General features: G+C 71.0%; 11 protein-coding genes. 6 read left to right on the top strand and 5 right to left on the bottom strand.

What is annotated here, in order from left to right; genetic code table 11:
• The first annotated feature begins 23 nt into the window (after nucleotides 1-23).
• Both ACZ60M_RS02445 and ACZ60M_RS02440 read left to right on the top strand, forming a co-directional pair.
• Nucleotides 24-806: a maleylpyruvate isomerase family mycothiol-dependent enzyme gene (locus ACZ60M_RS02445; protein ID WP_465413920.1), complete on the top strand. Its 783-nt coding sequence runs from the start codon at nucleotides 24-26 to the stop codon at nucleotides 804-806.
• A gap of 171 nt (nucleotides 807-977) precedes the next feature.
• Nucleotides 978-2,225, top strand: a complete 1,248-nt coding sequence (locus ACZ60M_RS02440) for a YibE/F family protein (protein ID WP_465413918.1) — start codon at nucleotides 978-980, stop codon at nucleotides 2,223-2,225.
• Here the strand turns inward: ACZ60M_RS02440 and ACZ60M_RS02435 are convergent.
• Entirely contained in the window at nucleotides 2,222-3,142 is a 921-nt protein-coding gene (locus ACZ60M_RS02435; protein WP_465413916.1) for a LysR family transcriptional regulator, read from the bottom strand. The genes ACZ60M_RS02440 and ACZ60M_RS02435 overlap by 4 nt on opposite strands.
• 100 nt (nucleotides 3,143-3,242) lie before the next feature.
• Between ACZ60M_RS02435 and ACZ60M_RS02430 the strand changes: the two genes are divergently transcribed.
• Nucleotides 3,243-4,490 (top strand): pyridoxal phosphate-dependent aminotransferase, encoded by a 1,248-nt coding sequence (locus tag ACZ60M_RS02430; RefSeq protein ID WP_465413914.1) that lies wholly within the window; start codon nucleotides 3,243-3,245, stop codon nucleotides 4,488-4,490.
• Here ACZ60M_RS02430 and ACZ60M_RS02425 read toward each other — a convergent pair whose 3' ends face one another.
• The 3 genes from ACZ60M_RS02425 to ACZ60M_RS02415 all read right to left on the bottom strand — a co-directional run bounded on the left by ACZ60M_RS02425 (nucleotide 4,491) and on the right by ACZ60M_RS02415 (nucleotide 5,894).
• On the bottom strand, nucleotides 4,491-4,841 hold the full coding sequence (locus ACZ60M_RS02425) for a hypothetical protein (RefSeq protein ID WP_465413912.1): 351 nt from the start codon (nucleotides 4,839-4,841) through the stop codon (nucleotides 4,491-4,493).
• Between the two features lie 124 nt (nucleotides 4,842-4,965).
• Nucleotides 4,966-5,256: a 4a-hydroxytetrahydrobiopterin dehydratase gene (locus ACZ60M_RS02420; RefSeq protein ID WP_465413910.1), complete on the bottom strand. Its 291-nt coding sequence runs from the start codon at nucleotides 5,254-5,256 to the stop codon at nucleotides 4,966-4,968.
• A gap of 26 nt (nucleotides 5,257-5,282) precedes the next feature.
• Nucleotides 5,283-5,894: a carbonic anhydrase gene (locus tag ACZ60M_RS02415; protein ID WP_465413908.1), complete on the bottom strand. Its 612-nt coding sequence runs from the start codon at nucleotides 5,892-5,894 to the stop codon at nucleotides 5,283-5,285.
• A 206-nt stretch (nucleotides 5,895-6,100) separates the two neighbouring features.
• On the opposite strand from ACZ60M_RS02415, the gene ACZ60M_RS02410 reads away from it, so the two are divergent.
• Complete coding sequence (locus ACZ60M_RS02410) at nucleotides 6,101-6,775, top strand: winged helix-turn-helix transcriptional regulator (RefSeq protein WP_465413906.1); 675 nt, start codon at nucleotides 6,101-6,103, stop codon at nucleotides 6,773-6,775.
• 12 nt (nucleotides 6,776-6,787) lie between these two features.
• On the opposite strand, the gene ACZ60M_RS02405 is transcribed toward ACZ60M_RS02410, so the two are convergent.
• On the bottom strand, nucleotides 6,788-7,603 hold the full coding sequence (locus ACZ60M_RS02405) for a putative hydro-lyase (protein WP_465413905.1): 816 nt from the start codon (nucleotides 7,601-7,603) through the stop codon (nucleotides 6,788-6,790).
• Between the two features lie 203 nt (nucleotides 7,604-7,806).
• On the opposite strand from ACZ60M_RS02405, the gene ACZ60M_RS02400 reads away from it, so the two are divergent.
• On the top strand, nucleotides 7,807-10,863 hold the full coding sequence (locus ACZ60M_RS02400; RefSeq protein WP_465413903.1) for an AfsR/SARP family transcriptional regulator: 3,057 nt from the start codon (nucleotides 7,807-7,809) through the stop codon (nucleotides 10,861-10,863).
• Between the two features lie 98 nt (nucleotides 10,864-10,961).
• Entirely contained in the window at nucleotides 10,962-11,942 is a 981-nt protein-coding gene (locus tag ACZ60M_RS02395; RefSeq protein ID WP_465413901.1) for a zinc-binding dehydrogenase, read from the top strand.
• Nucleotides 11,943-12,089: the final 147 nt, after the last annotated feature.

Below are 12,089 nucleotides of genomic sequence, written 5' to 3'. Positions count from 1 at the left end.
ACACAGGTGCGAAACTTCAGGGGATGAACATCGGCGATCAAATCAACGTGCTGCGCACCGAAGGGGAGCGGATCGCTGTCGCTGGTGGAGAGCTCGCGCTGACCGCGAGTGTGCCCACCTGTCCGGGCTGGAACGTCAAGGACCTCTTGACCCACATCGGGACCGTCCATCGATGGGCGGCGGCGATCGTGGGCGGAGCGTTGCCTTACGATCCGCGGAAACAGGAGTTCCAGCACCTCGTGGGGCCCATGCCGCACGAGGACCTGCTGGTCGACTGGGTCCGCGAAGGGCTCCTGCGGCTTGCGGCCGCACTGGAGGCCGCTCCGAGCGGGCTCCAGTGCTGGCAGATGTTCCCCTCCGAGTCGTCGCGCCGCTTCTGGGTCAGAAGGCAGGCCCACGAGACCACCATCCACCGCGTCGACGCCGAACAGGCCCGGGGCGACGAGATATCACCGGTCGGCCCCGAGTTCGCGGCCGACGGTATCGACGAGCTGCTGCTGGGTTTCCACGGCAGGCCGTCGAGCCGGGTGCGGGCGCTGCGGCCGTCCGTGCTCCACATCCATGCGACCGATCTGCCGCCGGGGCGCGGCGACTGGTACATCCACCCCACCGACACGGGTCCGCTCGTGACGTTCAGCGAGGTCGAGACCCCGCACTGCGTCATCGAGGGCCCGGTGGAGCTGTTGTACCTGGCGCTGTGGAACCGGCTGCCGTTCGATGATCTGCTGGTCCGCGGGGACCCGGCACTGCTCCACTTGTGGCGCAATTACTCCGCGGTCCGCTGGGTCGATCCTGTGGACGTGTGAACGGTAATGACTGTGGGCGACTGGAGCGCTACAGTCGCCGACCGCTGGTAGTTGCTCCGATACGGACGGATTTGTCCGACGTGTACGGGCGGGGCGCGCTGCTGCGCGGCAACGGGTGCGGGGGATCGTAAGCTCACGGGCGTGAACCAGGATTCTCTGCAGCACAGTCATATGGTCCCCAACGACGCCGTCCCGCGCGCGGCCCTGTGGGTCCTGGTCCCGGCGGCGGCCGCGACGATCCTCGGCCTGATCCTGCTGTGGCCCTCCGGGGTCGAGGACGCCTCCTCGATCGAGGGGTACGGCACCGAGGTCGACGGGCACGTGCTCACGGTGAACGAGACCGAGTGCGAGGAAGCGGACGCGGAGCTGAACGAGCAGCTGCAGGCCACGGTCTGCGGCGACGTGGTCGTGCGGCTCCTCTCGGGCGAGCACGAGGGCGAGGAGGCGGTCGTCGACATCCCCAGCGGCCCTGGCGCTCCCGTCGTCGAGCCCGGGGACGACGTCATCCTCATCTACACGCCGGACTCGGTCTCGGGCCAGCAGTTCCACATCATCGACCACGACCGGGCGAGCGCACTGTGGGCGCTGGCGATCGCGTTCGCGCTCGCCGTGGTCGCGTTCGGGCGCTGGAAGGGCGCGCGGTCGCTCGTCAGCCTCGGCATCACGTTCGCGGTGGTGCTCCTGTTCATGGTCCCGGCGATCCTGGACGGGTCCTCGCCGATCCTCGTGGCGGTGGTCGGCTCGTCCGCGATCATGCTCGTCTCGCTGTACCTGGGGCACGGCTGGAACCGGACGACGACGGTGGCAGTGGTCGGGACACTGGCGTCGCTCGTGTTCACGGTGCTGCTCGCCGAGGCGGCCGTGAACCTCACGAAGCTCAACGGGGTGCTCGACGAGAACACCACGAACCTGGCGCTGCAGTACCCGATCGACATGTCCGGCCTGCTCCTGGCGGGCATCCTCATCGGCGCGCTCGGCGTGATCGACGACGTGACGGTCTCGCAGGCCGCCACGGTGGACGAGGTCGCGAAAGCCAACCCGCAGTGGGGCACCGCGCGGCTGTTCAAGTCGGGGATGCGGGTCGGGCGCGACCACCTGACCTCGGTGGTGAACACGCTCGTGCTCGCGTACGCGGGCGCGTCGCTGCCGCTGCTGGTGCTCATCAGTGCCGCGAACCGGCCGCTGGAGCAGGTGCTCACGAGCCAGACGATCGCCACCGAGATCGTGCGGTCCGTGGCGGGCACGCTCGGCCTCATCGCGGCCGTGCCGATCACGACCTGGCTCGCCTCGTACCTGGCGCGCTGGCAGCCGAAGCCGAAGGAGCCCAAGGCCCCCAAGGAGAAGCCGGGGCCCAAGCCGAAGCCGGAGGCGGCGGCCTGGGACGAGGACGAGAAGTTCCCGCCCTCGCAGCTCCGCTAGAACTTCTCTGCGGCCGTCATGAGCTTCCTGGCGGCCTGGTGGAGGGCCTGGAGCACGGTCATCACCGCCGGGCGGCCCGTCGAGGCCGTCCGGTGGACGACGTAGACGTCCCGGCCCGGCAGGTCCTCGGCGACCTTGCGCACCTCCACGTCCTTGCGTTCGGCGGCGGCCATCCACGGCGCCACCGTCACCCCGAGGCCCTTCGCCACGAGGGTGAGGATCGTGTCGAGGCCCTCGAACTCCGAGACCGGCGCGCTGATGCCCTCGTTCCGCCACAGCCGCGCCAGCGCCATCCGCGAGGGCTCGCCTTCCGGGGAGGCGATCCAGGACTCCGCCGCGAGCGCGTGCGCCGACAGGACCTCGTTGTCCGCCAAGGGGTGTCTGAGCGGGAGGACGGCGACGAGCGGGTCGTTGACGAGGTGGTGGAAGGTGAGCGGGCCGGTCGTGGCGGGGCGGCGCTGGCCGGACCAGTCGTCGATGAGGGCCAGGTCGATCTCGCCGGAGCGGACGCGCGCGAGCGATTCGGAGACGGTGTGCTGCTGGAGCAGGACCATCTGCAATTCGGGGTAGCGGCGCAGGCGGCGCACGATGGGGCCGGCGAGGGCGACGGCGACGGTGGGGAACGCGGTGACGGTGACGCGGCCGCGCGGTTCGCCGGCTTCGGCGGCGAGGTCGGTCTCGGCGGCGTCGATCGCTTCGAGGATGCGGGCGGTGTGGGCGACGAGGCGGCGTCCGGCGTCGGTCAATTGGGCGGAGCGGGCGGTGCGTTCGAGGAGCGAGACACCGGTCTCCTTCTCCAAGGCGGCCAACTGCTGTGAGACGGCGGAGGCGGTCTGGCCGGTCGCCGCGGCAGTGGCGGTTATCGATCCCTGGGCCGCGAATTCGTAGAGAAGCCGCAGGCGGCGCACGTCGAGCATAAGGAAATCTTACCCTCGGCGAAAGGTAGAAATACTTGCGTTGATGCTCCATTCGGGGCAGATTGGTGCAGGTCTGCGACCTTCCATCAAGGAGCCACCCGTGACCGTCTCCGCAACCCTCGCCGCCAACGAAGCCATCGCCGCTCGCCGCGCCGCCGGGCTGGAGGTGCTCGCGCTCGGCTTCGGTGAGGCCGGGATTCCGTTGCACCCCTTGCTGGGCCAGCGCCTCGCGCAGGCCGCCGGGAAGATCGCGTACGGGCCCGTGGCCGGGACCGACGAGGCCCGCGAGGCCGCCGCCGGGTACTGGACCCGCCGGGGCAACCCGACCGAGGCGTCCCAGATGCTCCTCGGACCGGGGTCGAAGCCGCTGCTGTTCGCGCTGCAGCACGCCGTCGGCGGGGACGTGGTGCTCCCGGCGCCCGCGTGGGTGTCGTACGCGGCCCAGTCGCAGCTGCTCGGCCGCGAGCCGGTCCGCGTGCCCGTGCCGCACGGCGAGGGCGGCGTGCCCGACGCGGCGCTCATGACCGCCGCGGTGCTGGAGGCGCGGGCGGCGGGCCGGGACCCGCGACTGGTCGTTGTCACGTTGCCGGACAACCCGACCGGGCGCCTCGCGTCCGAAGCGTCCGTGAAGGCCCTGTGCGCGGCCGCGCGCGAGCTCGACCTGGTCATCGTCGCCGACGAGATCTACCGCGACCTCGTGTTCAAGGACGGGCCGTTCCCCTCCCCCAGCCAGTGGGCGCCCGAGCGCACGGTGACGACCACGGCGCTCTCCAAGAACTACGCCCTCGGCGGCTGGCGCATCGGCGCGGCCCGCTTCCCCGATTCGGAACTGGGGCAGCGGCTGCAGGAGACGGTGCGGGGCATCGCCTCCGAACTGTGGTCCTCGGCGCCGCTGCCGATGCAGCACGCCGCCGCGTACGCGTGGTCGGACCCGGCCGAGCTCGTCGACCGGGTCGCCATGTCGCGGCGCCTGCACGGCGCGGTCGCGAACGCCGTCGCCGAGGTCTTCGCGGCCGTCGGCTGCGACGTGCGCGTCCCGCAGGGCGGGTTCTACGTGTGGCCGGAGTTCGGGCCGCTGCGCGCGGCGCTGGCCGAGCGCTGGGGCGTGCGCACGAGCGCCGACCTCGCGCGGGTCCTCTTGGACGAGTTCGGGATCGTGGTCATCGCGGGGGACGCGTTCGGTGACGAGCCTGCCGCGCTGACGATCCGCGTGGCCGTCACCGGCATCTACGGCGACTCCGACTCCGAGCGGCTCGCGGCGCTGCTCTCGGACGACCCGCTCGAGATGCCGTGGATCGCCGAGCACCTGGACGGCCTGCGGGACAAGCTGAAAGCCCTCGTCGCCTAACTACGGTTGAAAGTGCTCGTAGACGATGATCGCGACCCACACGCAGACGACCACCACGACGAGCGCGGCGGAGAGGAACACCGCGCCCACGACGCGCTGGATCTCGAGTTCGCGACCGTCCTTGACCGGCCCGCGCCAGCGGCCGTAACGCCAGTGGTCCCGGCCGAGCTGGTCGTCGCCCACGTCGAGCAGGAGGGTCTGGAGGTCGGCGATGCTGTCGGCCTGTTCGGCCAGCCGCCGCCGCAGACGGTACTCCCGGGTGTCGATCATGCCCTTGCGCCGGGCCCTGGCGAGGCGGTCGAGGGCGATGCGCTTGTCGGTCCTGGAGGCCCGAGCGGCATATGCGTCCATGACATGCTCCCACCTGTGCTTTCTTCATCATCGCAGAGAAGAAGGCCCTTTGCATGCCCTGTTTTCGCAGGTCGTAAGCATCGGGAGCACAGGCGCACCACGGGACGCAGCAGCCACTCGCGCCTTATTCCAGGAGGTCGCTGACCGCCCTGGCGAGGTCGGTGTCCTTCACGGAGACCTTGTTCCCCGCCGAGTGGGTGGTCGTGGAGACGCGGAGCCGGTTGTAGTTGATCGTCAGGTCGGCGTGGTGGTTGCGCTGCTCGCTGAGGAAGCCGACGGCGGACGCGGCGGCGAGGGCCCGCAGGTGCCCGTCGAAGGTCCAGGTCTGCTCGAGCTTGTCGCCGACGTGGCTCCAGCCGGGCAGTTCCGACAGCGCGAGCTCGATCTCGGCCTCGGTCAAGGGTTGGTCGCTCATACCCCGATTCTGACAGCTCTTCGCTATCAGTTCTCGTCGATGAGGCTTACTTTGCCCGTGTCCAGGTCGTAGACGGCGCCGACGACGAGCACGCCTTCGAGGTTCTCGCGGCGGCCGAGGTCGGCGACGGTGCGGCGGACCTGGAGGCGCAGCGCGCGCGACGCGGCCTCTTCGGGGTCCTTCGTCTCGGACCACGCCTGGGAGGCGGGCTGCCACAGCTGCTCGACGAGGTAGTCGGTGCGCGGGTCGTGGGCGTCGTCCTCGACCGCGTGCAGGGCGGCGTCGATCGCGCCGCAGCGCTCGTGCCCGAGCACGACCACCAGGGAGACGCCCATCTCCGCGGCCGCGAACTCGAGCGAGCCGACGGCGGCCCGGTCGGGCACGTGCCCGGCCGTGCGCACGACCAGGAGCTGGCCGAAGTCGCAGTCGAACACGCTCTCGGCGGTCACGCGCGAGTCGATGCACGTGAACACGGCGGCGCTGGGCCGCTGCCCGGGGGCGGCCTCGCGGGCCGCCTTGATGTCGCGCTTGTAGCGCGGCTCGCCCGCGACGAAGCGGCCGTTGCCCTCGAGGAGCGCGACGAGGGTGCTGGCGGCTTGGTGGTGCTCCATCAGCGAGGAGGCGGTAAGTCGTGGCACGAAATGAATGGTGCCGCACGATCCCTCCCGGCGCAAGGCGGACGGGCTGCCGGACACGCACCTTTTACAGAGCGCACGTTACCGTTTCGAGATCTGTTGGTCATTAACCAGGACTTGAAGCTCGCCTTACGTGACTCTATGATGAATACGTACTACCGCAATGATATTCACCAGCGGTTTCACCCCTCTCTGGTACTGGAGGAACCGTGCGCACCTATGGCGACGGCTGCCCTGCCGCCCACGCGCTCGACCTCGTCGGCGAGCGCTGGTCGCTCCTCATCGTCCGCGAACTGCTGCTCGGACCGAAGCGCTTCACCGACCTCCGGGCCGGCCTCCACGGGGCCAGCGCCAACGTCCTGTCCCAGCGCCTGCGCGAGCTCGAGGCCCACGGCGTGGTGTCCAAACGCCGCCTGCCGCCTCCGGCCGCGTCCAAGGTGTACGAACTCACCGAGTGGGGCCGCGACCTCGAACCGGTCATCGTGTTCCTGCTGCGCTGGGGCGCGCGTTCGGCCGCGATCCCGCTGGACGCGCCGATGGGCGCGGACGCGCTGATCCTCTCGATGCGGACGCTGTTCATGCCTGTGGCCGCGCGCGGTTTCGACGCGGCCTTCGAACTGTGGGTCGACGACCGGCCGTTCATCGCCGAGATCATCGACGCGCAGCTGCTCCTGGCCCCCGGCCGGCCCGAGCACCCGCACGCGGTGATCCGCACAGACGCCGAGACGCTCAAGCGCCTGACCCTCGGCGGCCGCAGCCTCGACGTGTCGCTGCACGCGGGCCGCGTCACCGTCCAGGGCGACCAGGCGATGGCCGAACGCTTCCTGGGCCTGTTCCGCCTGCCGGAACCGGCGCCCGCATCCGTGGCGCCGGGCCCGGTCTAGCGGATACTGCGCTCAAAAAACCAGGGGGATTTCACCGGTGCCGTTGATCTTCGCGCGGCGGTCGGTGATGAGCATGTGCCCGGGCGCGTGGGTGATCGCGAACGGCAGCTTGGCCTTCACGACCGCTTCCTGAAGCGTCACGCCGCAGGCCCAGAACACGGGCACGTCGCCGTCGTGGAGGCGCACCGGGTCGCCGAAGTCGGGGCGGTCGAGATCGCGGATGCCGATCGCGGCCGGTCGTCCGATGTGGACGGGCGCGCCGTGCGCGTACGGCATGTCGGCGGTGATCGCCGCCGCGTGGTCGGCCATCGCCGCGGGCATCGGCCGCATCGAGACCACCACCGGGCCCCGGAAGCGCCTGGCGCCCAGGGCCTTCAGGTTGGTGCGGTACATCGGCACGTTGACGCCCTGCTCCAGGTGGCGCAGCGGGATGCCCGCCCGCTCCAGGAACGGCTCGAACGTGAACGTGCAGCCGGTCAGGAAGGTCACCAGGTCGGAGCTCCACAGGTCGGCCACGTCGGTGCGCTCGGCGACCAGCTCGCCCTTGCGCCACACCCGGTAGGCCGGGAGGTCGCGGCGCAGGTCCGCGCCGAACGCCAGCTCCGTCCAGTAGCGGCCGGGCGCGACCACGTCCAGCAGCGGGCAGGCCCGCGGGTTGCGCACCGCGAAGCGCCGCAAGGCGATCGCGTGCTGGGCCGGGACCGACACCAGGTTGGCCTGCACGTACCCCTGCGACCAGCCGCTCGTGGTGGCGACCAGGCCGCCCCGGAAGCGGGCGCGGGCCTCCTGCGGCTTGGTCTGGGACTCGGGACGCTGTCTCGTGAACATCGCTCCTCCTTCGCTCGATAACCCGAGCATCGTCTCGGCCCCGTCAAGACCTTCACGAGTCGTTCATGAGACACCAACCGGTACCTGCACGGTCACTCTGCGGAAACCCCTTGCAACCGTTCCCAATTGATCACGATCTGCCCATAGACTGGAATCGTCCCCATGTATTGACGGCCGCACCTCGACTCCCCGGGAGGTGGACCGTGGACTTCGGCATCCTCGGGCCCCTGCAGCTGGCCTGGGAGGGCCTGCCCGTGGCGCTGCCCGGGCGGACCCTGCCAAGGCTGCTCGCCGTGCTGCTCCTGGAAGCCGGGCACGTCGTGCCACTGCCGAAACTCGTCGACGCCCTCTGGGAAGAGGCGCCGCCCGCGACCGCCCGGCGGCAGATCCAGAACACCGTCGCCAGCGCCCGCGGACTCATCCTCCCCATGGGCACCAGCGAGATCGAGACCGTCGGCGACGGCTACCGCCTGCGCGTGCGGGCCGAGAAACTCGACTCGCTGCAGTTCCAGCGCACCGTCCGCATCGCCCGCGAACAGGAGGCGGCCTCCGAACCCGAAGCGGCCCTGCTGAGTCTGCGGGAAGCCCTCGAACTCTGGCGGGGGCCCACCCTGGCCGGACTCGGCGGCCGCGTCATCGAATCGGGCGCGCGCCGCTGGGACGAGGAGCGCGCCGCCGCCGAGGAATCGCGCGCCGAACTCGAACTCGCGCTCGCCACAGGGGTCTCCGTCGTGGCCGACCTGCGCCGCGTCCTCGAAGCCCACCCGTACCGCCAGCACACGGCCGAACTGCTCATGACCTCCCTCTACCGCGAGGACCGGCCCGCCGAAGCACTCGACGTGTACGAGTCGATCCGCCTCCAACTCGCCGAAGAACTCGGCATCGACCCCGGCCAGCGCCTCAAGCACCTCCACACCGCGATACTCCGCGACGACCCGTCCCTCAGGGCCGCACCGCGACCCGCTTCCCCCAAGCCCCGCGCCCAACTCCCCGCGCCCGCGCAGCTGCCCTCCGACAGCATCCACTTCACCGGCCGCACCGCCCAGCTCACCGCCCTCGACCGGCTCCTCGAAGGCGGCCCGCAGGTCGCCGTCATCTCCGGCATCGGCGGCTCCGGGAAGACCACGCTCGCACTCCACTGGGCGCACCGGGTGCGCGAGCGGTTCCCCGACGGGCAGCTGTACGTGAACCTCCGCGGCTTCGACCGCACCCCTTCACTCGCGCCGCTGGACGCCCTCGCCGGGTTCCTGCGGGCCCTGCGAGTCCCCACCGAGGCGATCCCCTCCGGCCTCGACGAGGCCGCCGCGCTGCTGCGCTCGCGCCTCGCCGACACCCGGACCCTGCTCATCCTCGACAACGCCCGCAACTCGACCCAGGTGCTGCCGCTCCTGCCCGCCACCAGCGGCTGCGTCGCCGTCGTCACCAGCCGCGGCCGCCTCCCCGACCTCGCCGCCGCCCACGACATCCGCCAGCTCACCGTCGGCGCCCTCGACGACGCCGACGCCGTGGGCCTCCTCGAAAGCCTCATCGGCTCAGGCCGCGTCGCACGCGAAACCGAAGCGGCCCAACGGGTCGCCGAACTCTGCGGCGGCCTCCCCCTCGCCCTGCGCATCGTCGGCACCAACCTCGACGCGCAGCCCGGCACCACCCTCGCCGAGACCGCGACCGCCCTCGCCGGGCACGACCGGCTCTCCCGCCTCGCCGTCGAAGGCGACCCCACCACCACCGTCGCCGCCGCGTTCGACCTCTCCTACCAGGCGCTCGAACCGGAAGAGGAGTTGTTGTACCTCAACCTCGCGTACCTGCCCGGCACCGACTTCTCCAAAGGCCTCGCGTGCGCGCTCGTCACCTGGGAACCCGAAGCGGCCGAACGGCTCCTGGCCAACCTCGTCGCCGCCCACCGCATCGACGAGTACCGGCCCGGCCGCTACCGCTTCCACGACCTCGTGCGCGAGTACGCCCGACAGAAGGCCGAGTCCGCGTTCGACCCCGCTGCGCTGCAACGGCTCCGCGAACAAGCGGTCGCGTGGTACGCGAAGGGCTCCACGCGGCTGCCGGTCCTGGAGTACCGCAACATCGTGGCCACGTTCCTCGAATGGAACGGCCACCCGCACGTCTCCCGGCTCCTCTCCCGCCTCATCTCCTTCGCCGACGCGGGCTACCGGGACGACGCCGCGAACCGCCGGGCGCTCTCCGACTCGCTCTACGAGCTGCCCGAACTCGCTTATGTCGCCGAACGCGGCATCGAGACCGGCACGCGCTCGGCCGAGCCGATGGACGCGGTGCGCGCATACGCGCTGGCCGATGCGGTCGCGTTCGCGGCCGGGGACCTGCACAAGTCGAAGGCGTACGCGGAGAAGACCCTCGAATACCTGCGCCTGACCCCGCACGGCGACGCCACGGGCAAAGCCCGCAACGACCTCGCGACCACGCTGACGCAGCTCGGGCGGTACCGGGAGGCGGTGTCGCTGCTGCGCGAGGCGGTGGTCGCGGCCGAGCGCTCGGGGAACCGGAAGGTGCGGGTCGAGGTGCTGACCTCGCTGGGGACCGTGCTGCGGCGCATGGGGATCTTCGCCGAGGCCGAGGCGCTGCTGTTGAAGGCCCGCGACCTGGACGCGGCGGCCGACGACGGGCCGACCACCGTCTATCCGCTGCTGTCTCTCTCGGAGCTCTACGTCGACCAGGGCCGCATCAGCGCCGCCGAGAACCTGAGCCGCGAGATCGCCGAGATGCTGCGCGACCACCCGTCGAAGTACTACCAGTCGCGGCTGTACTTCCGGCAGTTCGCGGTCCACCGCGCCGACGAGGACAACCCGCGCGCCGAGGCCGCGCTGCTGCGCAGCCTCGAACTGGTCGAGCAGTTCAACAACTGGCGGCACCTGCTGATCTACACGTACTGGCTTGCGGACCTGTACGTCGACACCGAGCAGTTCGACCAGGTGCGGGACACGCTCGACCGGGTCGCGCACCTCGCCCGCTACGAGACCTCCGAATCGCTCGCCGTCAAAGCCCGCGTGATGTGCAAGCTGCACACCGCCGAAGGCGACCTGCGCAGGGCGATCCGCATGGGCCGCCAGGCCTGCGACGTCTTCGCTGCGATGCCCGATCCCCTGCGCCAGGCCCGCAGCCTCCTCGCCCTCGCCAACGCCTACCAGGCCGCAGGCCACCCCGAAGAAGCCGACGACCGCCGCGACGAGGCCCGAACCCTCCTGACAGGCCTGGGCATCGACCCCGGATTACCGCTCTTCCCCCACCCCTGACTTTCGTCAGGGGCAACTCAGGTCGTTCGACAGATGCGGCACCAGTCGCCCGATTCCTAGAGTTGAGTGCACACCCACCGAACGAGACGAGGGAAGAGATGCACGCGATCAGGCAACACGAATTCGGCGGCCCCGAGGTCCTCGTGTACGAGGAGGTGTCCGACCCCGAGCCGGGCCCCGGCCAGCTGCGCATCGACACCCGCGCCGCCGGGGTCCACCTCCTGGACACGACCTTCCGCAGCGGCGACAAGAACGGCCCGTACCCGCTGCCGCCGCTGCCGATGATCCCCGGCCGCGAAGCCGCCGGGATCGTCGACGCGGTCGGCGAGGGCGTCGACGCCTCCTGGATCGGCAAGCGCGTGGTCGCCCACCTCGGCTTCGCTTCCGCCGGGTACGCCGAGAAGGCCGTCCGCGAGGTCGAGAACGTCCACGAGATCCCCGACGGCGCCGGGTTCGCCGAGGCGATCGCGATGATCGGCACCGGCCGCACCGCGCTCATGGTCCTCTCGGTCGGCCCGGTCACCGCCGAAGACGTCGTGATCGTGCCGGCCGCCGCTGGCGGCATCGGCACCCTCCTGGTGCAGGCCGCGAAGAACGCCGGCGCCTACGTGGTCGGCCTCGCCGGCGGCCCGGACAAGGTCCGTCAGGTCGCCGAGAACGGCGCCGACGCGGCGATCGACTACAAGGCCGCAGACTGGACCTCGGTGCTGGACAAGGCCTTGGAGGGCCGCGAAGCGACCCTCCTGTTCGACTCGGTCGGCGGCGAGACGGGCCGGGCGGCCTTCGACCGGCTCGGCTTCGGCGGCCGCATGGTCGTCTTCGGCTGGTCCGCCGGAAAGGCCACCGAGGCCACGGTCGCGGACATCGTCGGCCGAGGCCTCACCGTCTCCGGCGCCCTGGGCCCGAAGCTCCTGGAGAAGCTGGGCGGCCTCCGCAGCCTCGAAGAGCGGTCCCTGGCAGAGCTAGCGGCCGGAAGACTGCGCCCCGCAGTCCACACCTTCAAGCTCTCCGAAGCGGCCGAAGCCCACAGCGCCCTGGAGAACCGGGGAACAACGGGAAAGGTGGTCCTGATCCCGTAACCGCCAGCGGCCGGGCGGCGCCCGGCCGCGGCAACGTGTTCCGAGCCGCCACCGCCACCGCCACCGCCACCGCCACCGCCACCGCCACCGCCACCGCCACCGCCACCGCCACCGCCACCGCCACCGCCACCGCCACCGCCACCGCCC

This window comes from Glycomyces sp. NPDC050141, assembly GCF_055586545.1.
This window is presented reverse-complemented; position numbering and strand designations above follow the sequence as displayed.

Bases quoted from the DNA above. Each gene is read 5' to 3' on its own strand.
- ACZ60M_RS02395 (WP_465413901.1), top strand. From the start codon at position 10,962: ATGCACGCGATCAGGCAACACGAATTCGGCGGCCCCGAGGTCCTCGTG.
- ACZ60M_RS02420 (WP_465413910.1), bottom strand. From the start codon at position 5,256: ATGAGCGACCAACCCTTGACCGAGGCCGAGATCGAGCTCGCGCTGTCG.
- ACZ60M_RS02445 (WP_465413920.1), top strand. From the start codon at position 24: ATGAACATCGGCGATCAAATCAACGTGCTGCGCACCGAAGGGGAGCGG.
- ACZ60M_RS02435 (WP_465413916.1), bottom strand. From the start codon at position 3,142: ATGCTCGACGTGCGCCGCCTGCGGCTTCTCTACGAATTCGCGGCCCAG.
- ACZ60M_RS02440 (WP_465413918.1), top strand. From the start codon at position 978: ATGGTCCCCAACGACGCCGTCCCGCGCGCGGCCCTGTGGGTCCTGGTC.
- ACZ60M_RS02425 (WP_465413912.1), bottom strand. From the start codon at position 4,841: ATGGACGCATATGCCGCTCGGGCCTCCAGGACCGACAAGCGCATCGCC.
- ACZ60M_RS02405 (WP_465413905.1), bottom strand. From the start codon at position 7,603: ATGTTCACGAGACAGCGTCCCGAGTCCCAGACCAAGCCGCAGGAGGCC.